Origin of the sequence: Mucilaginibacter oryzae (genome assembly GCF_003148845.1) — a bacterium.
Classification (GTDB): domain Bacteria; phylum Bacteroidota; class Bacteroidia; order Sphingobacteriales; family Sphingobacteriaceae; genus Mucilaginibacter; species Mucilaginibacter oryzae.
The window spans coordinates 1-22,373 of record NZ_QGHA01000018.1; the positions used below are offsets into that span (position 1 = coordinate 1).

The window sequence follows — 22,373 nt, forward strand, 5'->3', positions numbered from 1 at the left end:
ATGCAGGAAACATGCTTTGCCCCGAAGCGGAAAATCGCGTAATGTAACCTGATCAACAAATCCTTTGGATTCCAGTTTGTGACCCTCATACTCACCCGGGGGACGGTTTCGCTGGTCAAGATATAAATGATAGCCATCAGTTTGTTGCTCGATACGGATAAGTTCGAATTGTTCTACAAGATTTGAGGGTAGCAGCAGTTTTAATAGTTCGGTTTCCAAGATTATCTTTTAAGCTAACTAAACTATCAAAATATCTACAGCCCCCCAACTTTTTTGCTTGATCCGTTTTGTCACCTTCGTGGTGAATTCAATAATAAAGGCCTGTAAGTTTTTAACTTACAGGCCTTTGTAGTTAAGGTATCGTAGTCCATAGGGGAATCGAACCCCTGTTTGAAGAATGAAAATCTCCTGTCCTAACCCCTAGACGAATGGACCATTTTGGGGAATCCCGGCAAATCTACATTACTGCCTTATTGCCGGTAATTTTTTAATAAAAAACCCTCCGAGTTTTTCAGAGGGTTTGTAGCCCGTAGGGGAATCGAACCCCTGTTTGAAGAATGAAAATCTCCTGTCCTAACCCCTAGACGAACGGGCCATTTTTTTTAAGATGTTTCCCTTGAATTGGGATTGCAAAGATAGATATTAGGTGATAAAATCAAAATTTTTTTTCAAAAAAAAATAAACATCCTTCAAAAGTGCTTGTTTTTCAATGTTATAAATTAAAATCGACCGCGCACACTTGCAATTTGTGCAGGGTTAAAGCTATCTTTATTCCATAAAACAATCCAACTATTTATGAAAGCTATCTGGAATAACCAGGTCATTGCCGAAAGTAATGACACTATTGTTGTTGAAAATAACCATTACTTCCCCAAAGAAAGCGTTAAAACTGAATATCTTCAAGAAACCGATATCCATACCACCTGCCCCTGGAAAGGCAAGGCGTCGTACTATACCCTTGTGGTTGATGGCAAAGAAAACCAGGATGCCGCCTGGTATTATCCCGAGCCTAAAGAGGCTGCGGCAAACATTACCAACTATGTGGCGTTTTGGAAGGGAGTAAAAATTACCGAATAAGCTATGAAAACTTACGATGCTATTGTGATTGGCGCCGGCCAGGCTGGTGCGCCGCTGGCTAAACGGCTGGCCGGCGCCGGTTTGAAAACCGTGATAATTGAAAAGCGGTTTTATGGCGGCACCTGCGTTAATGACGGCTGTACGCCTACCAAAACCATGATAGCATCGGCAAAGGCGGCCTATATGGCTGCCAGAAGCCATGAACTGGGTGTGCCGGTAAAAAAGTTTTCGGTTGATCTGGCCGCGATAGTAAAACGCAAGAACGATATTGTGCTTAAATCGCGCAATGGCGGGCTCAAAGCCGCCGGGAAAACACGCAACCTTGATGTGGTTTTCGGCGAGGCCGCTTTTACGGGCGAGAGAACAGTTAAAGTAAAACTGAACAGCGGCAAAGTGCAAACATTTAAGGCTGATAAGGTTTTTTTAAATCCGGGAGCACTGCCGGTTATTCCTGATATTGAAGGGCTGAACGAGATTAAGTATTTAAACTCAACTACTATACTTGATCTGGAAGAAGTGCCCGAACACCTGCTGGTGCTTGGCGGCAATTATATCGGCCTGGAGTTTGGGCAGATGTTCAGGAGGTTTGGCAGCAAGGTTACTATCTTAGAAAAATCAGCCAGGATAGTGGCCCATGAGGATGAGGATATCTCGGCCGAGCTGCAAAAGATCCTCGACATGGAATCGATCAATATCCTTACCAATACGCATGCCGTTAAGTTTAAACAAAAAACCGGAGGGAAGATCACAATTACCATCGATGAAAAGGGAAATGAGCGAAAGATCAAATGTTCCCATGTACTGGTAGCCGTTGGCCGCAAACCGCAAACCGAAGCCCTGAACCTACCCCTGGCCGGTATTGAAGCCGATGAGGAAGGCCATATCAAGGTAAATGATAAACTGGAAACTTCGGCAGCAGGTGTTTATGCCTTAGGGGATGCCAAAGGCGGTCCTGCATTTACGCATATTTCCTATAACGACTATACCATTGTTTACCGTAACCTGATTGAAAAGGCCGATCTGAATATCAATGATCGCCCTGTACCTTATTGCATGTTTACCGATCCGCAATTGGGGCGGATAGGGATTGACGAAACGGAAGCTAAAAAACAGGGCATCAAATACAAAGTTGCCAAATTGCCTATGGCCCACGTGGCCCGTGCTATTGAAACCGGCGACACGCGCGGCTTTATGAAGGCCATTGTTGATCCGGATACGAAAAAGATATTAGGGGCAACCGTGCTCGGGCCCGAAGGCGGAGAAATCATGACCGTATTGCAGGTAGCCATGGAGGGCGGCATTACTTATGACAGGATCCGGTATTGTGTTTTCGCGCACCCGCTATATTCCGAATCATTAAATAACCTGTTCATGACTCTGGGCGATTAACCCGCAAAGCCTATGATAAAGGTTGACAATGTAAGCAGGCATTTTGGGGAGGTTAAGGCTGTGGATGGCGTTTCGTTCGAGGTGCCGGAACAGGAAACCCTCATTTTGCTGGGCACCAGCGGCTGCGGCAAAACTACTACGCTTAAAATGATCAACCGGTTGATAGAGCCAACAGGCGGTAACATTTTTATCAATGGTAAAAACATCATGGAGCAACAGCCGGAAGCCCTGCGCAGGGGCATAGGCTATGTGCTGCAAAATAACGGCCTCTTTCCGCATTATACCGTTGCCGAAAATATTGCTATTGTGTCCCACCTGTTAAAATGGGATAAACAAAAAACAGAAAAACGTACTGCCGAGCTGTTGGAGAAACTCCACCTGGATAAAGCCTATCTCAAAGCATACCCCCATGAATTAAGCGGAGGCCAGCAACAACGGATAGGCCTGGCAAGGGCTTTAGCATCAGATCCGCCGGTGTTATTGATGGACGAACCCTTCGGTGCGCTGGATAACGTGACCCGCTCAAAGATCCATGCTGAGTTTAAGGCACTTGATGAGCTGAAGCGTAAAACCATCATTATGGTAACCCACGATGTGCAGGAAGCTTTTGAACTGGGCGATAGGATTTGCCTGATGGATAAAGGCATAATTGTACAAAATGGCACGCCGGAAGAGTTATTATTTAAGCCGAAAAATGATTTTGTAAAAGATTTCCTGGAGCACCAGCGCCTGCAACTGGAGTTTAAAACCATCAAACTAAATGACCTGTGGGAGCTACTGCCTGAGCTGAATAAGGAGGCTGATAATCTTTCGTTTAATGTAGATACCAGTTTGTGGGAGGTTTTAGAAAGTTTCCGGTTTAATGGCGAAGAGACTATCAATATCAGTAAAGATCAAAACGAAATCAAAACCGCCGGTTTTGAGCAACTGATGTCGGCCTTTTATCAATACAAAAACAAACAGAGCCATGAATGAGCAACAGCAAACTTTATGGCAGTTTATGCAGCAGCAATCGGCCAAGCTGCAGGAACAAACTTTGCAGCACATCGGTTTAACGTTTATTTCGTTATGCATTGCCGTGCTGGTGGGGTTGCCGCTGGGCATCCTTATCTCCCGTAAAAAACAGTTATCGGGCATTGTTTTGGGCATTGCTGGCATGCTGCAAACTATTCCGAGTATCGCGTTATTGGGCTTTATGATCCCCTTGCTGGGCATCGGCCCTAAGCCTGCTATTGTGGCTTTGTTGTTATACGCCCTGTTGCCCATCATCCGTAACACTTACACAGGTATTTTAGGGGTTGATTCCGCGGTTAAGGAAGCGGCTACAGCTATGGGCATGAGCAAATGGCAAATTTTGTTTAAAGTTGAACTGCCTTTAGCCATGCCGGTAATTTTCGCTGGCATCCGCACGGCTACGGTGATCAATGTGGGGGTGGCTACTTTGGCTTCGTTGATAGCGGCCGGTGGACTGGGCGAGTTTATTTTCGGCGGTATTTCGTTAAACAACGGTAATATGATCCTGGCAGGCGCTATCCCGTCGGCATTGCTCGCTATAATTTTCGATGTGCTTTTATCTTTTGTACAAAAAATCAGCTTTAAAAAAATAAAACAGGCGCTTTACGCGCTGCCGGTTTTGCTGGCGCTGCTTTGCTTGTTTTACTTTATCCCCGCTAAATCAACGGGTAAGCTTACCGCCGGTTTTACGCCCGAATTTATGGGGCGGCAGGATGGCGACCTTGGTTTGCGAAGCAGGTACGGCTTAAAGATCCATACCATCGTAATCAGCGATGCGGTAATGTACAAGGCTGCGTTTGAAAAACAGCTGGATGTGATCAGCGGCTACTCTACCGATGGCAGGCTTAAAGCTTATAACCTGGTGGTTTTGGATGATGATAAGCACATCTTTCCGCCATATTACGCCGCCCCGATAGTGCGGGATGATGCCCTGCGAAAATTTCCGGATCTTGAAAAGACATTAAACCTGCTGGCAGGCAAAATAAATGATTCGGTCATGACGGATTTAAATTACCGCACCGACTATCTTCACCAAAGCCCCGAACGGGTAGCCAAAGATTTTTTAATGGCACATCAATTGTGGCATGCCGAACGTGGAGGGAAAGATGGTATAGTACGGATAGGCTCAAAAATTTTTGGCGAGCAATACATACTGGCCAATATATACAGCATGCTGATAATGGGCTATACCGATCATGACGTATCAACCAAAACAGGCCTGGGCGGTACCAAAATCTGTTTCGACGCGATGACCAATAACCAGATTGATTTTTACCCCGAATATACCGGCACCGGTTTACTGGCCATATTGCAGGCATCGGCACAAACGGTTAATAAGGTAACTGCTAATAAGGATAGTACGTACAACTATGTGCAGCAGCAGTTTGAAAAGCGATACCAGGTAAAATGGCTAAAGCCTATTGGTTTTAATAATGCCTATGCCCTGATGATGAGGCAGGAGCAGGCGAATAAATTAGGGATAAAAACAATTTCAAACTTAAAACAGTATTTAGATAGGAAGTAAGATAGATGGACTTAATAACACGTTACCAGGAGGTGCGCCGCCGTACCGAAAAAATTTGTTCGTACCTGCAAACCGAAGATTACGTGGTGCAGCCTGTGGTTGATGTTAGTCCGCCTAAATGGCATATCGGCCATGTTACCTGGTTTTTTGAAACGTTTATTCTCAAGCCCTATTTTATGGGTTATGAGGAATTTAACCCCGATTATAACTTCGTTTTTAACAGCTACTACGAAACGGTTGGCAATCGGGTGATCCGTACCGACAGGGGTAACCTGAGCCGCCCTACAGTTATTGAAATTTACAGCTACCGCAAATACGTGGATGAAGCTATGGCTAATTTTCTTCACGATGGCATTAGCGATGATGTGAAGGAATTAATGGTGCTCGGTTTCAACCACGAAGAGCAGCACCAGGAATTATTAATGACGGATATTAAGTACATACTTGGTCATAACCCGCTGTTCCCTGCATATAATGCGGAATATGCCGCACCTCATTTTGCCGATCCTGCTTCCGATAGCTTCATCAAAATGGATGAGGGCATTTACGAGATAGGTTTCACCGGCGATGGATTCTGTTTTGATAACGAGTTGAACCGCCACAAAGTTTACCTGAATGCCTACGAGATGAGCCCCAAACTGGTAACCAATGCCGAATACCTGGAGTTTATCAACAGCGGCGGTTACCACGATTTTCGCCACTGGCATGCCGAGGGATGGGATTGGGTGAAAAACAATAAAGTAGGGGCCCCGCTGTACTGGCACAATATTGACGGTGGGTGGCATCATTATACCTACCACGGGCTTGAACCATTACATTTAAAAGCGCCGGTAACGCATATCAGCTATTTTGAGGCTTATGCTTACGCCTCATGGAAAGGCCTGCGCCTGCCAACCGAGTTTGAGTGGGAAGCCGCCGCTACCCGTTTTAACTGGGGTCAGCGCTGGGAGTGGACCGAAAGCTCGTACCTGCCCTATCCGGGTTTTGCCAAAGCGCCGGGCGCTATTGGTGAGTATAATGGTAAATTTATGGTTAACCAAAAAGTATTACGCGGGGCATCGGAAGTTACGCCGCCGGGTCATAGCCGTATTACATACCGCAACTTTTTTCAAACAAACTTACGCTGGCAGTTTACAGGCATCAGGCTTGCAAAATAAACCGGCATCAACCAATCACACTACCTATATGAACCATGTTGTTACACAAGTTCCTGCAAACTGCACCATTAGCCAGGAAAACAGGCAGTTTTATGCCGATGTTATCGCGGGACTACAATCAGAACCCAAGCACCTCGACTCGAAATATTTTTATGATGCCAACGGCGATAAATTGTTCCAGGAACTGATGAACTGCCCGGAATATTATCCAACCAACTGCGAACTGGAAATATTTTCTGAAAAAACAGCCGAAATCTGCGATGCCCTGATTGCCGGCGGCGATGCTTTCGACCTGATAGAGCTGGGTGCAGGCGACGCCACCAAATCAAGCTACCTGCTTAAATACCTGTTAGATAAAAAGGCCGATTTTACCTATTTGCCCATCGATATATCAGGTAACGTGATATCCTATCTCAATATCACACTGCCTGTTACCCTGCCCGGCATAAAAATAACCGGGCTAAATGGCGAGTATTTCCAGATGCTGAAAAAAGCAGCCGCTATTTCGCCAAGGCGTAAGGTGGTGTTGTTTTTAGGTTCCAACATCGGCAATATGCCCGTTAACGAAGCCATCGAATTTTGCAGGGAGTTGAGAAACAACCTATCTGAAGGCGATATGGTTTTGATTGGTATGGATTTGAAAAAAGACCCGAGGGTGATCCTGGCTGCCTATAACGATAAAGACGGCATAACCCGCGAATTTAACCTCAACCTGCTGCGCCGCATCAACCGCGAGTTGCATGCAGATTTTAATGTAAACCAGTTTGAGCATTACCCTACCTATGATCCTGAAACGGGGGCCTGCAAAAGCTACCTCATCAGCCTGCAGGACCAGGAGGTAATGATAGGCCACGAAAATATAAGCTTTAAAAAAGACGAATACATTTACATGGAGATCTCGCAAAAGTTCACCATCATGCAAACAGATCAGATTGCCATCAATACCGGCTTCCAGCCGGTAGGCCAGTTTTTTGATACGAAGAAATGGTTTATTGACGCGGTTTGGGTGGCGGCGTAGCCAGCCCCAAGCCCCACCCAAACCCTCCCCGGAAGGGAGGGCTTAAAATCTTTTTTTTCAAGTCTCCCCTTCCTGGGGAGATTTAGAGCTGGTGCTCACAACACCTTCGGGTTCAACTCTGAGTCAATCAATCCGCCGATGGGTTTACCCATCAGCCATTTATGGTGGTCGTTCTTTTGCCAGTCATTTTTATACGGTGTTATCCTTGCGCCGTCGGCTACATAAATAACCGTCATTACTTCGCGCATTTTATCCGAGTTATTACCCGGCGCGTTGTGGATTGTAAAGCCCCGGTGCCAGGTAGCATCGCCGGCCTGCATGGTTTGTGCCCGGGTTATTTCAAAACCTTTTTGCTTCACATAATCGTCAAAGGCAGATTCTGATTCGTCTGATATTTCGGTATTGAATACGGCGCCATCCCTGTCAGACCGGGAAGCGAAGGTGAGCATGCCCATATCTACATCAATATCTACCAGCGGCATCCAAAGGGTTACGGTATTGCGGGTATCAATAGGCCAGTAATATTGATCCTGGTGCCAGGGTGTTGGGCCGCCGCCGGGTTCTTTAAAAAGGGCCTGGTCGTGATATATCCTTACGTTTTCTACGCCCATCAAATCGGCGGCTATTTTGGCCAGCCGTTTAGATAGCACAAAGGTTTTAACATCTTCATCCACCTGCCACAGATTCATGATTTGCAGGAAAGCCTTGCCGTAGGTGTCGCGATCGGCCAGTTTACGCTTTTCGGTGTTATAGCGATCGGCTGCGCCAACAATCACGGGGCGATAGGCATTAATTTCTTCTTTTGTAAGCACTTCGTGCACAAGGGTATGGCCTTTTTCACGAAATTCATTAATATTGTAGTTGGATAATTGTATAAAGTTATCAAGCGGTGGTAGATGAGCAATCTGTGCATTCATGATTTTTAGGTTATAACTCAAAGTAAGCTTATCTTTAAGTGAAAAAAAATGAAATGAATGGTGCATTTATGGGTTATTTTATCCGTAATTTAAATTAATATTATTTTTAGGCCAAAATAAGCAATGATCAAAGCCTCGTACGAAGTTCTTCAACCTGCCAATACCCAGTCATTTCTGATCAGGAAATTTGATAAACAGGCTTTTGACGCCCCATATCATTTTCACGAAGAATATGAGCTTACCTGCGTTATAAGCGGCAGTGGTAAGCGTTATGTTGGCAGCCATATGGAAGATTTTACCTCGGGCGATGTGGTGTTGCTTGGCCCTAACCTGCCGCACTGCTGGAAACTGGAACCGAACGAGCAAAATCTGCGTACCGCAGGTGCTGTGGTTATCCAGTTTAATGACGCTTTTCTGGGTGAAGATTTTTTTAACAAGTTTGAGCTTCAGCTGATCAAAAAAATGTTTCAGCAGGCCGGTTGCGGGGTTTCTTTTAGCGGAGAAGTGAGCAGGGAGGTTAAAGAGATGCTATTGAACCTGGTTGAGGAAAAAAGTAACTTCAGGATTCTGATAGGCTTGCTGGAGATCCTCCATCGCCTGGCATCATCCGAAAAATACAGCCTGCTGGATCAGCACCGGATTATTGCCGAGCGCTCCGTTACCGAGCGCGAAAGGATAAACCCGGTTTTTGCCTATCTGGTTGAAAATTTCAGGAAACAGGTATCGCTGGATAAAGCAGCCAGCATAGCCAACATGACGCCGAACGCTTTTTGTAAGTACTTTAAAAAGGTTACCCGTAAAACGTTTATGGAAACCATCATCGAGTACCGCTTAAACTACGCCATACAGCAATTGGTGCAAACCGATAAGCCGATATCTGAAATATCATACGAAAGCGGTTTTGGCGATGTATCGCACTTTTACAAAATGTTTAAGGCTAAAATGAATTTAAGCCCTCTAAACTACCGTAAAAAGTTTGTACGCAATTTGGCGGGTGATAAAAAGCTTTCCGCTTAGTGTAAGTTAAAAGAGACCTAAGTCAGAAGCCGCAAGTCGCTCTTTGCTGTGCTTAGAACTTATTACTGATTGCTTTGAACTAAAACTAATTTACATTGATAATGCCGCGTTTGATGGCATAAATCACCAGGCCCACTAAATTTTTCGATCCTGTTTTTTCAAATAACCGTGCCCGGTATCCTTCAACCGTGCGGATGCTCAGAAAAATTTTATCTGCAATTTCCTGGTTCGAATATTCCTGGCATACCAGTTTAAGTACTTCTATTTCGCGTTCGTTAAGGTCGGTTTTGTTGCCTGCAGCGCTTTCGGCGGGGTCATTACCAACCAGTTGTTTAATGAGTGTGATGGATAAGTGTTCGTTAAAATAAAAGCCCTTAGCGTAAACCGTTGATACCGCTTCAATAATTTCTTCGGGTTCGGCATTTTTAAGCAGGTAGCCGGATGCGCCTGCTTTCATCATGTCAACAATATATTTGTCTTCGTTAAACATAGACAGGGCCAGCACCTTGATGCCCTTAAAATGCTGGTGAACGTAGGCCGTGGTTTGGATACCATCCATCTCGGGCATCTTGATATCCATCAGTATCACATCCGGGGTTTTGGTGGCCAGCAGTCCAACCAGTTCCTTTCCGTTTGAGGCTTCAAGTATAATTTCAAAATCCCCGCAATCTTCAAGGGTGGCCTTTAAACCATTTCTGAAAATTTTATGGTCATCTACGATGCCTAATTTTACCGGACCCATTGCTTAATTTAAACTTTCAAATAATCAATAAATATATACTAATGCTGCTATCTACGCTACTTTTAATTTAATGATGGTGATGGCGCCGCTTTGGGCCTTGCTATAAGTATTGATTTCACCATTAATGAATTGCACGCGGCTTTGCAAATTTTTAAGGCCGAAGCCTTGCTTCACAGCCCCCATGTCAAACCCCTTGCCGTTATCCTTAAATTCCATTACCAGGTAGCCTGCATCTATACCGATGGCCAGGTTAATAGTACTTGCCTCCGAATGTTTGATGGCATTGCCAAAAAGTTCCTGCGCTATACGGTACAGCGCCAGTTCAATTTCGTGTGGAAAGCGTTTATCGGCTATGTTTTTAGTGAATTTGACTTTGATACACGTATTTTGTTCAACCTTGATGCATAAGGCCTCTATTGCTGCCAGCAAACCGTAATCGGTAAGGATGGGCGGCAATACGTTCTGGATGATGTTCCTGATCTCCTGGATGCACTCATCGGCCAGCCTGCGGGTATCCATCAGTAGTGGCTGGCTTACCTCGTTCATGCAGTTTTTATCCAGGCGGTGCAGGTTCAGTTTAATGGCCGAAAGCACCTGGCCAACACTATCATGCAGGTCTTCGGCCAGGCGTTTGCGTTCGCTCTCCTGGGTTTCAAAAACGGCATTCATCAGGTCGGTTTGGCGGGCATCATGCAGGGCCCGTAGTTCGGCCTGGTTTTTCAGCATCCTGCGCTGGTAGATGATCACGAAGAAGAACAGGAAAATAATGAGTACAACAACCACCAGCGTCCCGATGATGAGAACGGGAATGAGGCCATTGGAGGTAACTTCTAAAAGGGGACTGTTGTACATAAATTAAGCTACAAACCTTTACAGGTCCGTTTTTTGCGGTTTACAAAGAAGGGCTACAGTGTATATCAAATTAGTAATAATATTCGTTATACTAAATATAACGTAATAATCTGCTTTATCCTCATCCGGTATCCTGCTAAAAAGCATGAATAAAAAGATATTTACCGCCGAGTAAAATAACACACCTGAGTTGAACCAAAATAAACCTTGTTTTTCTATGTGGATGAAAGTCTGCGGATTTAAAAGTTGATAAAAATAACTGAGGGACAGTATGATTAATAAGAGACTTAAAGCGGTGTTCGAGACAGAAGGATAATCAAGCGGGTGCCGGGCGTAGTACAATACAATACTCATGGCTAAAGCGGACAGAGCGAGTGTTATTATTTTTAAAACCGAACTTCTAAATAGCTTATAGTAGATCAGGCTAAAAAAAACAATACTGAGTGTAACATAGGCATGGAGTACCGGGTTTGTATTTAACGGATGTCCAGTATGGGGTTTAAATTGGTATGACAACCACATTGACCAATCGAAAACGGTAGATATTAACAAAAATGAGGCTAACCATTTCATTAAATCATCCAAACGCTTGTAATTATATGCGGCAGCTAATATCGGGGACAGCCCAGATACCACCGATATATTCATCAACAGAACACTTACAAGCATGAGAAAAGTATTTAATATATTAATCTTTGGTCAAAACATTTTGCGGACAACCAGCTGTACCCGGACAAGGTACCGCTTGCTCACCAACTATATTTTGCTTCTCGGCTTTCATTAATTGGAAAGTTTGAGTCCCGGCAAGCGGAGTAGCTTCTGCAACTTTATTATTACCAGGTAACTGATCTTCACCATCGGCGGTTACCCCCGTGATTATAAAATGTTGTTGGCCGCGCACGTTGGCTAAGACATGTAAAAGAAAATTGCTAACAGCTACCCAGAATTTTTGCCAGCCATTTAGTTTTTGATCATTAGCATAATAAATACGTATCCCCATACAATCCTGTTGATTCAATATTTGGTTTAATATCTCGCGGCCAAAGAATTGCGAAATGGTATCTTTTGGGTTGCGATGCCTGTGGTTCCTGGTCCATTCGGCGGCGAGGTTTATGTCAATCGGTGCGCCTTCCCGGCCAGTAATGGGTGAAGTGCGTTTTTCTTGTGTTTCCATTGGAAATAGATAATAAGGTTTTTAATTTTTTATATAAAACTAATGCTAAAACATATCTATTTCAATTTCGATACAGAGTTTAAAGCGGGGTGATTTGATTTGCTTGTTTTGCAATTTGTTGATTGTTAGGGAATTGTTTTGTTATGGTGGGCGGTTTACGTATTGCTAATGCGTGTTTTTACGTATCAGAAACTGTAATCTTACGTGTGTTAATTCAGCCTGTTTGTGGGCCATTTAATGGTAAATAACATAATTATTGTAGTTGATAAAATATTTTATATTTCATAACTAAATGCAATGTTTATTTATTAAATTGCCTTTAATAAAATAATACAAAAACCTTAAACCATTTTTATGAAACAAGAAATGCAAATTTCACAGATCAGCCCTGATCAGGTAGGTGAGTTTATCAGCGAAAGCTTTTACCAGGAGTTAACCGAAAATTTTCAGCAAAAGTTCCCAACAGAAGTAAGATCGGTAATGTTGAGCCGAGCAGCCGTTGAAACCGTTTTAAGCGGCGACAATGTATCAGGCATTAAATTTATGAATGGTCTTGTAGATGCCAATGATCCGTCGTCAAGGATATTGGTACTAATTCCTTGTAATTACACAGTAACTGCTACCTTGCCTAATTCAATTATCAACCAACAAGGCTTCATGACCAATACCGGCGAAGTTATCTCGTTGGAGAGAACCTGGCAGGTATTGTTTAATCATGTTTTGAATTATAAAAAACTTGATCCGGAAGCTGGATATACACTGATTAACCGTGGCTCGTTTTTCGGAAGGGTACGTTTAACCGAAACCCTTAGTGCTGTCGACTGTGATAAATTTGTCTATCACTTTGGTTTTATTATCGAAGAAAACCTTCCATATAAACCTGTTATACAACCCGCTAATGGAATTAAAATGTACACGGAGCAAGCTATGCCTTGCCCCGGAACATCCGGTTGTCCAGCCGTTACAACATCAAACGATCCGTGCGCGCTTACCCGCATCACAACCAAGATGTTAGGCACCGAAGCAGCCAGCCAGCTCAATGTTTTAAGATCATTCCGCGACAAAATATTAACGGAGCATTTTAGCGGCGCGGAGGTTGAAAAATATTATACCATTTCGGCATCCTTATTAGAGGGTATTGATAAAGTTGCCGATAAAGACGCCGTGTTTAAAGATTTGTACCATAAATACATAGCAACATCAATAAACGCCATCAATCAAAACGATGAGGCTACTGCTTTCGCCCTGTTTCAGGAGGCTATGCAGCACCTTACCAAAACGTATCTATTTCAATAACAACCTAAAGTGTGATTGCAAAGCGTCTTTCTGAAATAGAAAGGCGCTTTTTTATTTTACGTTCCTTCATCCCGTAATTATACGCACCCCTTCTTTCTAAAATTACGCTTACACATCGCGTACAACCACAGGCTTTAATAGCGTATTGGCAACCTTGTTTGCCGCCCGCTTTAACCCAAACTTTGATCTGCCCGGTAAGCGCACCTAAGTTATACCGGCGGAGTATGCTGAAAATCCAACGTTAAAGAGTAAGCCGGTACAAAACATCTAATCACAACTAAAATGAACTACATTATTAAAGGAAACCTACGTGGTTTATTATGTTCGGACTGCGAACTGCCTGTTGCAGGCACATCGGTAAAAGTTTATAAACCAGCCGATCAGCAAAACGAAACCCGTTTGGCTGTTGCCGATCCTAAACAAACTTTTCACCAGGTAAGCGATGATGAACTGAACACTAAGGAGCGATTGTTCATCACCCAGGCCGATGTACAGGAGAACGGTGATTTCAGCATTGAAATAGATGCTGCGAAAACCGGTTACGAAGGCGGCAGCATTGATGTGGACTGGTACTGTGGCAACGAGCCTTTCAAAATTCCGCTGCCAAAAAAAGGCCCTGTATTACAGTTCCACATTACCACGCTGCAACCGCTTTATAAAAGCACACATGAAAATGCTCAGTACGCCAGGTTTGATTACCGGATTGACACCAAATGGTTTTGCCGCATCCTGACACTACTGGATATCTGGGTGGTTTGCGGATCTGTTACCGATTGCGAAACCAAAAAACCTGTAGACGGGGTTAAGGTATTTGCTTATGATGTTGATTTGCTGCAGGACGATTATTTAGGCAATGCCTATACCGATAGCACCGGCAAGTTCACCATTGTATATCCCGGCGATAATTTCAGGAAAACCCTGCTGCCATGGTTGAACGTGGAATGGCCTGCCGGTCCGGATTATTATTTCAGGATTGAAAGCTCATCGGGCAATGTGCTGCTGGCCGAAGACCGTACCCGTGGCCGCCAGAACGACCGACATAATGCTAACAACTGTTTCTGTGTGAGGCTTTGCGTGACCCTTGTCCCCGATAAGCCATGGTTTACTTCGGTAGGTAATTTCAGTATTACTTCAGATATTGATGGCAGCGGCAAAACGCTTATCAGCAAGTTTGGTGCAGGTGGCACGGGTTATGGCTTTTTCGGTTCGGTTAAGTTAGGTGGCTATGCTACTAAAAAAGTGCCTACAGCATCTGCAAGTGTGCTTTATTACCGCTTTTTATTCTCTACCGACACTGTAAACTACAGCCCGGTTACCACGGCGCAAATGGAGGCTACCGCGCTTAAAGTTGCCACCCGCCAAATTACCTGGAATGGCACTACCGCTTTCCAGGATGTGGTGATTGATATTAACCAACCCGCGTCGGTACCCGATAGTATCCCGGCCGATAACTATCCTAACCCGATCCCCGACCATGTGCTGCACCCGGATGCCAATGGCTGGGTACGGGTAGACCAGCCTGCTTTGGATAATGGCTTTTATGGTTCGCTGTTTTACCTGAACACTACTACCATTGTTGGCGGGGGAGACGCCGCCGCCGGATTGACCCCGGGGTTAGCGGTACCGGTTGCCAGTCAGAAAAACGGCAAAATGGTCTATCTTAAATTCCAGACAACCGATGATCCTGCTAATCCCGCTTCGCCGAACCTCAACACGCAATCGCTCATCGGCCGGATCTACGTAAATAACTGGAACGAAGTAAACCTGCTGAAACTGGAAGAACTTTTTGCAGGTGGCGGAAGTGGATGTACCCCGGTAAAAGCCAGCGCCCACGCCGATTATACGGTTGATCATGAACTGATAGCGAGCTGGGCTCTGGGTGTATGGTCGAACGCTACAGGAACTATTACTGGTATGCCGAGCGGGACAACCCTACGGGGCGATGCCAAAAAGTTTGATATGGTCGCGCCTGCGCCTTTTGTTTTAAACCCGCCTTTTAACGCATGGCCTTCATGTGCCTATAGCCTAACCCTCACAACTTATCGCAAATTAACCAACGGAGAAAGTAACGATCAGGGTAAAACGAACCAGGTTATTTTTTGCAAGTAACCTGCAATGTGGAAGGGAGAACGGTACCGCGATTGGCGGTGCCGTTTTGTGTTTTATTACCACCCCGTCATTGCGAGGCACGAAGCAATCGCACGGAAGCGAATCCGCCATGCATAGTTCGCGATTGCTTCCTGCCTCGCAAGGACGGCTTTTTTATATTTAGACAGACTCAAATCAATAGCCAGATCATAAAACAAATCTTTCCTTATACTTACGTATTTAAAGAGATAAACGGTAATAGTTAAAAGGTATTTCCTATAACAGAAAAGGCCGACCGTGAAGCCGGCCTTTCCCATAACTAAAGCTAATCTCTTACAAACTCAACCATTTTTTCCGCACGGCCAGTTGCTGCTCGGTCGGGTTATCCACACTTACAATGTTGTATTTAACGCGGGTGTTTTTCAGCAGGGTTACCGGCAAGTCAATAGCCTGCCCGTCGCGGGTTACGGTAACTGTAATTTTGTCGCCCGGTTTTTTCCCGCTGATTATGGCGGCGGCATCGGTAACCGGGGTGCCGTCAATTGCGGTGAGCTCATCATTTACATTAATACCATCAATATAGGCCGCTGTACCACGTTGTACGGCAGTTACAATAACTTTTTTGCCTGCCGTTGTGGTGGTGGCCACACCTAAAGCGGCATCGTTTTTACCGGCCAGTTCGTCAACAATTTTGTAGCCCGCGTAGCCCAGGTATTTGTTGTAATCAACCGGGGTTAAGCCGTTAATGTATTTGGCATAAAAGTCGTCAAGCTTTTTACCGGCAAATTTCTCAAAGGCGGCTTTAAACTCGGCATCGGTGTAGCCGCGTTTCAGGGTTTTGTAATACTGGTTGTACATGTATTTCATGGCATCGTCCAGCTTGTATTTGCCCTTGCTGTTGTTAATAATTTCCAGGTCGAGCATCATACCAATAATGGCGCCTTTGTTGTAGTACGATATGGTGGTATTATTGGAGTTTTCGTTAGGGCGATAGGCTTTGATCCAGGCATCAAAACTTGATTCGGCTACGGTTTGCACCTCGCGGCCTGGCAGGTTCTCTAACGTATTAAACTCCGACTCTATAGCCTCAAAGTAATTCTCGACCGGGAACAGCTGTGTGCGGCGTACAATAATGCCCTGGTAATACTCGGTAAAACCTTCGGCTATCCACAGGTTGGTGGTATAATTCTCGTTATCATAATCAAACGGGCCCAACACAATCGGGCGCAGGCGTTTCACATTCCACAGGTGAAAATGCTCGTGCGCTACCAGGCTCAAAAAGCCCTGGTAGCCTTTGTCGTTCGCATAGCTATCGCGCGAGGCGCCCAAAACCGTCGAGCTCAGGTGCTCAAGGCCGCCGCCGTTGCGCTGGCGGTTGTGCACAATAAATACATAGTGCTTGTTGGGGTTTTCGCCAAAAACGGCAACTTCCTGTTCAACAATTTTATGCAGATCGGCTTTCAGCTTTTCTTTATCGTAGTTACCGCCGCCGTACATGCAAATTTCATAATGTACGCCCGAAGCATCAAAACTGAACACGTCCTGGTTGCCCACCTCGATAGGCGAATCGAACAGGATATCGAAGTTTGGCGAATGGCGGGTAAAAGGATCATTGTTCACCATCTCTAAACTGGTTGAAACCTTATCCCAGTTTTTGTACGGGGCGATGTGGATGATTGCCGGCGAGTGCAGCATATTGGCCGGATAAACAAAAATGCCGGTAGTTGAAAGGAAAGCGTGCGAAGCATCTACAAAGCTGGTGCGCACCGAAAGTTCAAAGGCGTAAACGCGGTATTTTACCGTTACAGCCGAAACTCCTTTTGTAACAATTTGCCAGGTATTTTTATTGATTTTGGGAGAGGCGATGGCTTTTCCGTTAGCCTCGGCGCTGAACGATTCGATGTTTTTTGCAAACTCGCGTATCAGGTACGAGCCCGGTGTCCAAACCGGCATTTTCAGTTCGAGGGTGTTTTGCTGAAGGCCGGTAATGTGCATTTCAATATCGGCATAATGCGCCTGGGCTTCAGGAAACGAAACATTATAACTGATTTGGGCATTGTTTGCGGCCTTGCTGATGGTAGTACTCATAATTAAGATCGTTAAAAAAAATAACGTGCGTAGGTTGGTCAGTTTCATAGCCGCAATTTATAAAAATATATATAATCAGTTAAGGATGTGCGTTTCGTAGTATGAAAGACCTCACCTAAATCCTCTCCAAAGGAGAGGACTTTAAGAAACAAGGCGCCCCCTCTCCAAAGGAGAGGGCCGGGTGAGGCTTTCGTAGCGTTTATGTGACGTTGTAAAATGGTTGATACATGCAACCATTATTAACATTGGCCTGTTAGTTTTACATCAATTTTCAAAAAATGGAACTGGTTGAACCTATTTCGCGCAAGCTGATCCGTTTGGGCAAATTGTACTTAAACGTATTGGTTAAACATACCGAACAGCTGGATGTTTCGCGGTATCATTACATATTATCGCTTATTTATTTTCATGATGGGCAGCTAACCCAAAACGCGCTGGCGCAGATGCTGGGCAAAGATAAATCAGCCATGGTGAGCATCATCAACCTGCTTACCGCCAAAGGCCTGGTTTACCGCGAAAACAACCCTAACGACAGGCGGCAGCAGCTGCTACGTGTTACCGAAAAGGCAAAACTGGCCGTGCCCCAAATTGTAGAAACCTTCGAAAACATTAACGCCGATACCACCGAAGGCATTTCGGAAGCCGAGATGCAGGTGTTTGAAAGCGTACTTACCCGTATGCACAACAATTTAAAACCATTAATATCAACCCAAACAACAACCCGGCAAGCTAAACCACACACGGATTAAAACAGAGTATGAAAACAAAATATATCATTTACACGGCGCTGGCTTTACTGGTTGCCTATTTAGTTTACAACAAATTTTTTAGTGAGGGGGCAAAAAAATCCGCGGCTGCCATGGCTTCGGGTAAGGGTGGCAAAAACAAAAGCGGCGGCCCCGTGGGCGTTAATGTAATGATTGTTAAAGATACCGCGGTGAACAACATTATTGATATTACCGGTAATATCGACGCCAACGAAAAGGTAAGCCTGGTGAGCCAGACCGCGGGCAACATCACCAACATTTACTTTAGCGAGGGCAGCAAGGTTAAAAAAGGCCAGCTGCTTGTTAAGGTTTACAACCAGGACCTGGAGGCATCATTGCAACAAAACCAATACCAGGTGGCCCTGGCCCGCCAGCAGGAAAACCGCAACAGGCAATTGCTGCAAAAAGAAGCCATCAGCCAGGAAGAATATGATACCTCGTTAACCAGCCTTAACTCGTTAAAGGCCGCCGCCGATATGATTAAAGCCCAGATTGCCCGCACCGAGATCCGCGCGCCTTTTTCGGGCACTATCGGCTTGCGAAACGTGAGCCCCGGCAGCTACCTGTCGCCGTCATCACCCATTGCCGATCTGGTTAATATCGATCCGGCTAAGGTTACCTTCGCGGTGCCTGAGCGTTACCTGGCTATCCTCAGCATCGGCAGCAAAATCAGGTTTACAACCGAAAGTTCCAGAGAAAAATTTGAGGGCACCGTTTACGCTATCGATCCATCTATCGATGCCGCTTCGCGCACCATTACCGTGCGTGCCAAAGCGCCAAACCCCAAAGGTTTACTTACGGCGGGCAGCTTCGCTAAAATCAATTTAACGTTAGATCAGATTCCCAAAACCATCCTGCTGCCAACCCAGGCCGTTATTCCTGATTTGAAAAGCAGCATCGTATGGATCTATAAAAACGGCATCGCGGTATCAAAACCGGTTAAAACCGATATGCGTACCGATACCAAAATCCAGGTTATTGACGGCCTGAACCCAGGCGACAGCGTGGTAGTATCGGGCCTGATCCAGATGCGCCCTAAAGTGCCGTTGAAAATTTTAAAAGTTATTAAATAAACCGATATGAGCTTATCCTCAGTAAGTATTAAAAGACCGGTGCTGGCAACAGTAATGTCAGTAGTTATTGTTGTGTTCGGTATTATCGGCTACAAATTTTTAGGGGTAAGGGATTTTCCTTCGGTCGATCCGCCTATCATCTCGGTTTCTACCAGTTACTCGGGCGCCAATGCCGATGTAATTGAATCGCAGATTACCGAGCCCCTGGAAAAAGCGATTAACGGCGTTCCGGGCATCCGCAATATCTCTTCCACCAGTTCGGTAGGCTCAAGTAATATTACGGTTGAGTTTGATCTGGACGCCGACCTGGAAACCGCCGCTAACGACGTACGCGACAAAGTGGGCCAGGCCCAGCGCCAGCTGCCGCAGGATATTAACGCCCCACCGGTAGTAACCAAAGCCGATGCCAGCGCCGACCAGATCATTACCCTTACGGTAAGCAGCAACACACGTAACATTAACCAGCTGGATGATTACGCCGAAAACGTATTGTTAGAGGGCCTGCAAACCATACCCGGAGTAAGTACCATTAACGTGCAGGGCCAGCGCCAGTACGCTATGCGCTTATGGATTGACCCAACCAAACTTTCGGCCCAGGGCTTAACCGCTACCGATATTGGCGCGGCCCTGGCTAAAGAGAACGTGGAACTTCCCGCAGGTAAAATTGAAGGCAATAATACCGAAGTTACCATCAGGGCTTTAGGCAAACTTTCTACCGAGCAGGATTTTAACAACCTTATTCTCCGTACAGATAGCAACCGGGTTATCCGCCTGCGCGATGTGGGTTACGCCGTATTAGGATCGGCCAACGAAGAAACGATATTTAAAGAATCGGGCGTGCCGATGGTGGCTTTGGCCATTGTACCGCAGCCGGGCGCCAACTATGTACAGATAGCCAAGGATTTTTATGCCCGTTTGGCGCAGATCAAAAAAGATCTTCCGCCCGATATTTCGGTTAAGGTGGCGTTGGATAATACCCGCTTCATTAACCAGTCCATCTCTGAGGTGGAAGAAACGCTGATTGTGGCCTTTGTATTGGTGGTAATTATCATCTACCTCTTTTTCCGCGACTGGCTCATCGCTTTCCGCCCGCTGATAGATATCCCGGTATCGCTGATAGGTGCATTCTTTATCATGTACATTTTCGGGTTCTCTATCAATATCCTTACCCTGCTGGGCATTGTACTGGCAACGGGCCTGGTGGTGGATGATGGTATTGTGGTGACGGAAAACATCTACAAAAAAGTAGAGGCAGGCATGGCCATCCGGAAAGCGGCTTTTGAAGGTTCGGCCGAGATTTTTTTCGCGGTGATATCTACCTCGGTTACGCTGGCGGCGGTGTTTCTGCCTATCGTGTTTTTACAGGGCTTTACGGGCCGTTTATTCCGCGAGTTCGCGGTGGTGGTTGCCGGTTCGGTACTGATCTCGGCTTTCGTATCGTTATCCTTAACGCCGATGCTGAACGTGAAGCTGATCCGTAAAAACCAAAAGAAATCGAAGTTTTACGAAAAAACAGAGCCGTTCTTTGTCAACATGGTCAAATCGTACCATGAATCATTGGTTAAGTTCATGAAACGTAAATGGGTATCATTCGTGATCCTTGGGGCATCGGTAATTATTATCGGGGTATTGATCAATGTGATCCCCTCAGAGCTTGCACCTTTAGACGACCGGAGCTTACTGCGTTACAGCGTTACCGGCTCGGAAGGCGCCACGTACGAATACATGACCAGGTACATGGATAAGGTTGCCAACCTGGTGGAAGACTCTATACCCGAGGCTAACATCAACCTCGAAATCGTTTCGCCATCATTTGGCGGTGGCGGCGCAGCCAACTCGGGCTTTGGCCGGGTGGGCCTGGTCGCGCCGGATCAACGGCAACGTACCCAGCAGGAACTGGCCGACTGGCTCAACAAAAAGCTGAGAAAGATGCCTGATGCCCGCGCCATTGTAGTGCAGGAACAAACCATCAGCGGTGGCGGTTCGGGTTCAAAAACTTCGTTACCGGTACAATACGTTATCCAAAACCAGGATTTTGAAAAGATCCGTAAAGTACTGCCGCAGTTTTTTGCCGAGGTATCCAAAAGCCCGGTTTTTTCGGGGACAGACGTAAACCTCAAATTCACCAAACCCGAGCTGCGCGTGGTTACCGACCGTGAGCGTGCCCGCGATTTAGGTGTTTCGGTGGATGACATCGCCCAAACGCTGCAATTGTACTATAGTGCCGGCCGTTTAGATTATTTCCTCATTAACGGCAAACAATACCAGGTTATAGCGCAGGTTGACAGGGCTAACCGCGATCAGCCGCTTGACCTCAAATCCGTTTATGTGCGCAGCTCGAAAGGTACTCTTGTGCAACTGGATAACGTGGTAAAAACTACCGAGGGAGCAACGCCTCCGGCTATTTATCACTTTAACCGTTATAAATCTGCCACAGTATCTGCCGGTCTGGCACCCGGATACACCGTTGGCGATGGCATTAAAGAAATGGACCGGATTGCCAAAGGCTTGCTGGATGATACTTTCAGTACCGCGTTAAGCGGCCCGTCGAGGGATTATGCCGAGGGCTCATCAAACATCCTGTTCGCCTTTGGTTTCGCGCTGTTACTCATTTACCTGGTATTAGCCGCCCAGTTTGAAAGCTTTATCGATCCGTTTATCGTAATGCTTACCGTGCCGCTGGCTATTTCGGGCGCGTTCCTTTCGTTGTGGCTGTTTAACCAAACGCTCAATATATTCAGCGAGATCGGCATTATCACGCTCGTAGGCCTGGTAACCAAAAACGGGATTTTGATTGTGGAGTTTGCCAACCAGCGTATGGAGCAGGGCGTAGCCAAATACGAGGCCGTTATTGAGGCCGCCACAGCACGTCTCCGCCCTATCCTCATGACCAGTTTGGCTGTGGTATTGGGTGCTGTACCCATAGCCTTTGCTTTGGGTGCCGGTGCAAAAAGCCGTGTATCATTAGGTATTGTAATTATGGGCGGGATGCTGTTTTCGCTGGTATTAACGCTTTACATTATACCGATGATGTACATGCTGATGGCCTCCAAAACCCGTAAAGATCATGACCATGATCCCGAAGATATGGCCGCCGAAGCCGAAATGGCCGAAGCAGCACGCCATCCCCACATCAACAACCATCAAGAACCAAAATTGATCGAAAAACTGTAATTAAA

General features: G+C 45.7%; 18 protein-coding genes and 2 tRNA genes. 12 read left to right on the plus strand and 8 right to left on the minus strand.

The window, feature by feature from the left end; genetic code table 11:
- The 3 genes from LX99_RS23990 to LX99_RS24000 form a co-directional block, all read right to left on the minus strand.
- On the minus strand, positions 1-219 hold a 219-nt coding region (locus LX99_RS23990; protein WP_456238155.1), incomplete at its 3' end, for an ISAon1 family transposase N-terminal region protein.
- A 144-nt stretch (positions 220-363) separates the two neighbouring features.
- Positions 364-435 (minus strand) — tRNA-Glu (locus LX99_RS23995).
- Positions 436-523: 88 nt separating this feature from the next.
- Positions 524-595, minus strand: a tRNA-Glu gene (locus LX99_RS24000).
- A 200-nt stretch (positions 596-795) separates the two neighbouring features.
- Between LX99_RS24000 and LX99_RS24005 the strand changes: the two genes are divergently transcribed.
- From LX99_RS24005 to LX99_RS24030, 6 genes are read left to right on the plus strand one after another with little or no spacing between them, the layout of a single operon-like run.
- Positions 796-1,077, plus strand: a complete 282-nt coding sequence (locus LX99_RS24005) for a DUF427 domain-containing protein (RefSeq protein WP_022832938.1) — start codon at positions 796-798, stop codon at positions 1,075-1,077.
- 3 nt (positions 1,078-1,080) lie between these two features.
- Positions 1,081-2,466, plus strand: coding sequence for a mercuric reductase (locus tag LX99_RS24010; RefSeq protein ID WP_109610635.1), 1,386 nt, complete (start codon positions 1,081-1,083; stop codon positions 2,464-2,466).
- A gap of 12 nt (positions 2,467-2,478) precedes the next feature.
- Positions 2,479-3,441 (plus strand): ABC transporter ATP-binding protein, encoded by a 963-nt coding sequence (locus tag LX99_RS24015; RefSeq protein ID WP_109610638.1) that lies wholly within the window; start codon positions 2,479-2,481, stop codon positions 3,439-3,441.
- Positions 3,434-5,005, plus strand: a complete 1,572-nt coding sequence (locus LX99_RS24020) for an ABC transporter permease/substrate-binding protein (RefSeq protein WP_109610640.1) — start codon at positions 3,434-3,436, stop codon at positions 5,003-5,005. Before LX99_RS24015 ends, LX99_RS24020 begins: the two co-directional genes overlap by 8 nt.
- Before the next feature lie 5 nt (positions 5,006-5,010).
- Entirely contained in the window at positions 5,011-6,162 is a 1,152-nt protein-coding gene (gene egtB, locus LX99_RS24025; protein WP_109610643.1) for an ergothioneine biosynthesis protein EgtB, read from the plus strand.
- A gap of 28 nt (positions 6,163-6,190) precedes the next feature.
- On the plus strand, positions 6,191-7,180 hold the full coding sequence (locus tag LX99_RS24030; RefSeq protein ID WP_109610727.1) for an L-histidine N(alpha)-methyltransferase: 990 nt from the start codon (positions 6,191-6,193) through the stop codon (positions 7,178-7,180).
- Between the two features lie 95 nt (positions 7,181-7,275).
- Here LX99_RS24030 and LX99_RS24035 read toward each other — a convergent pair whose 3' ends face one another.
- The gene (locus LX99_RS24035; protein WP_109610730.1) at positions 7,276-8,097 is read right to left on the minus strand and encodes a phytanoyl-CoA dioxygenase family protein; all 822 of its coding nucleotides are present in this window, start codon (positions 8,095-8,097) and stop codon (positions 7,276-7,278) included.
- A gap of 123 nt (positions 8,098-8,220) precedes the next feature.
- Between LX99_RS24035 and LX99_RS24040 the strand changes: the two genes are divergently transcribed.
- A complete protein-coding gene (locus LX99_RS24040) occupies positions 8,221-9,114 on the plus strand; it encodes an AraC family transcriptional regulator (RefSeq protein WP_022832944.1) in 894 nt (297 codons plus the stop codon).
- Between the two features lie 85 nt (positions 9,115-9,199).
- Here LX99_RS24040 and LX99_RS24045 read toward each other — a convergent pair whose 3' ends face one another.
- The 3 genes from LX99_RS24045 to LX99_RS24060 form a co-directional block, all read right to left on the minus strand.
- Positions 9,200-9,856, minus strand: a complete 657-nt coding sequence (locus tag LX99_RS24045) for a response regulator transcription factor (protein ID WP_022832945.1) — start codon at positions 9,854-9,856, stop codon at positions 9,200-9,202.
- Positions 9,857-9,907: 51 nt separating this feature from the next.
- On the minus strand, positions 9,908-10,708 hold the full coding sequence (locus tag LX99_RS24050) for a sensor histidine kinase (RefSeq protein ID WP_109610645.1): 801 nt from the start codon (positions 10,706-10,708) through the stop codon (positions 9,908-9,910).
- A gap of 688 nt (positions 10,709-11,396) precedes the next feature.
- Positions 11,397-11,882 carry a hypothetical protein gene (locus LX99_RS24060; RefSeq protein ID WP_109610650.1) on the minus strand — a complete coding sequence of 162 codons (486 nt, stop codon included), beginning with the start codon at positions 11,880-11,882 and terminating at the stop codon, positions 11,397-11,399.
- A gap of 354 nt (positions 11,883-12,236) precedes the next feature.
- On the opposite strand from LX99_RS24060, the gene LX99_RS24065 reads away from it, so the two are divergent.
- Together LX99_RS24065 and LX99_RS24070 are read left to right on the plus strand one after the other, a co-directional pair.
- Positions 12,237-13,178, plus strand: coding sequence for a hypothetical protein (locus LX99_RS24065; RefSeq protein ID WP_109610652.1), 942 nt, complete (start codon positions 12,237-12,239; stop codon positions 13,176-13,178).
- 282 nt (positions 13,179-13,460) lie between these two features.
- Positions 13,461-15,287, plus strand: a complete 1,827-nt coding sequence (locus LX99_RS24070; RefSeq protein WP_109610655.1) for a hypothetical protein — start codon at positions 13,461-13,463, stop codon at positions 15,285-15,287.
- Between the two features lie 312 nt (positions 15,288-15,599).
- On the opposite strand, the gene LX99_RS24080 is transcribed toward LX99_RS24070, so the two are convergent.
- Entirely contained in the window at positions 15,600-17,354 is a 1,755-nt protein-coding gene (locus LX99_RS24080) for a M61 family metallopeptidase (protein WP_109610734.1), read from the minus strand.
- 278 nt (positions 17,355-17,632) lie between these two features.
- On the opposite strand from LX99_RS24080, the gene LX99_RS24085 reads away from it, so the two are divergent.
- Genes LX99_RS24085 through LX99_RS24095 form a run of 3 tightly spaced genes read left to right on the plus strand, consistent with a single transcriptional unit; the run spans position 17,633 to position 22,368 of the window.
- On the plus strand, positions 17,633-18,103 hold the full coding sequence (locus LX99_RS24085) for a MarR family winged helix-turn-helix transcriptional regulator (protein ID WP_022834223.1): 471 nt from the start codon (positions 17,633-17,635) through the stop codon (positions 18,101-18,103).
- Positions 18,104-18,111: 8 nt separating this feature from the next.
- Entirely contained in the window at positions 18,112-19,194 is a 1,083-nt protein-coding gene (locus LX99_RS24090; protein WP_109610658.1) for an efflux RND transporter periplasmic adaptor subunit, read from the plus strand.
- A 6-nt stretch (positions 19,195-19,200) separates the two neighbouring features.
- A complete protein-coding gene (locus LX99_RS24095; protein ID WP_109610661.1) occupies positions 19,201-22,368 on the plus strand; it encodes an efflux RND transporter permease subunit in 3,168 nt (1,055 codons plus the stop codon).
- The last annotated feature ends 5 nt before the right edge of the window (positions 22,369-22,373 follow it).

Coding starts and splice junctions, on each gene's coding strand:
- LX99_RS24065 (WP_109610652.1), top strand. CDS start 12,237: ATGAAACAAGAAATGCAAATTTCACAGATCAGCCCTGATCAGGTAGGT.
- LX99_RS24060 (WP_109610650.1), bottom strand. CDS start 11,882: ATGGAAACACAAGAAAAACGCACTTCACCCATTACTGGCCGGGAAGGC.
- LX99_RS24040 (WP_022832944.1), top strand. CDS start 8,221: ATGATCAAAGCCTCGTACGAAGTTCTTCAACCTGCCAATACCCAGTCA.
- LX99_RS24035 (WP_109610730.1), bottom strand. CDS start 8,097: ATGAATGCACAGATTGCTCATCTACCACCGCTTGATAACTTTATACAA.
- LX99_RS24085 (WP_022834223.1), top strand. CDS start 17,633: ATGGAACTGGTTGAACCTATTTCGCGCAAGCTGATCCGTTTGGGCAAA.
- LX99_RS24005 (WP_022832938.1), top strand. CDS start 796: ATGAAAGCTATCTGGAATAACCAGGTCATTGCCGAAAGTAATGACACT.
- LX99_RS24070 (WP_109610655.1), top strand. CDS start 13,461: ATGAACTACATTATTAAAGGAAACCTACGTGGTTTATTATGTTCGGAC.
- LX99_RS24090 (WP_109610658.1), top strand. CDS start 18,112: ATGAAAACAAAATATATCATTTACACGGCGCTGGCTTTACTGGTTGCC.
- LX99_RS24010 (WP_109610635.1), top strand. CDS start 1,081: ATGAAAACTTACGATGCTATTGTGATTGGCGCCGGCCAGGCTGGTGCG.
- LX99_RS24095 (WP_109610661.1), top strand. CDS start 19,201: ATGAGCTTATCCTCAGTAAGTATTAAAAGACCGGTGCTGGCAACAGTA.
- LX99_RS24030 (WP_109610727.1), top strand. CDS start 6,191: ATGAACCATGTTGTTACACAAGTTCCTGCAAACTGCACCATTAGCCAG.
- LX99_RS24015 (WP_109610638.1), top strand. CDS start 2,479: ATGATAAAGGTTGACAATGTAAGCAGGCATTTTGGGGAGGTTAAGGCT.
- egtB (WP_109610643.1), top strand. CDS start 5,011: ATGGACTTAATAACACGTTACCAGGAGGTGCGCCGCCGTACCGAAAAA.
- LX99_RS24050 (WP_109610645.1), bottom strand. CDS start 10,708: ATGTACAACAGTCCCCTTTTAGAAGTTACCTCCAATGGCCTCATTCCC.
- LX99_RS24045 (WP_022832945.1), bottom strand. CDS start 9,856: ATGGGTCCGGTAAAATTAGGCATCGTAGATGACCATAAAATTTTCAGA.
- LX99_RS24080 (WP_109610734.1), bottom strand. CDS start 17,354: ATGAGTACTACCATCAGCAAGGCCGCAAACAATGCCCAAATCAGTTAT.
- LX99_RS24020 (WP_109610640.1), top strand. CDS start 3,434: ATGAATGAGCAACAGCAAACTTTATGGCAGTTTATGCAGCAGCAATCG.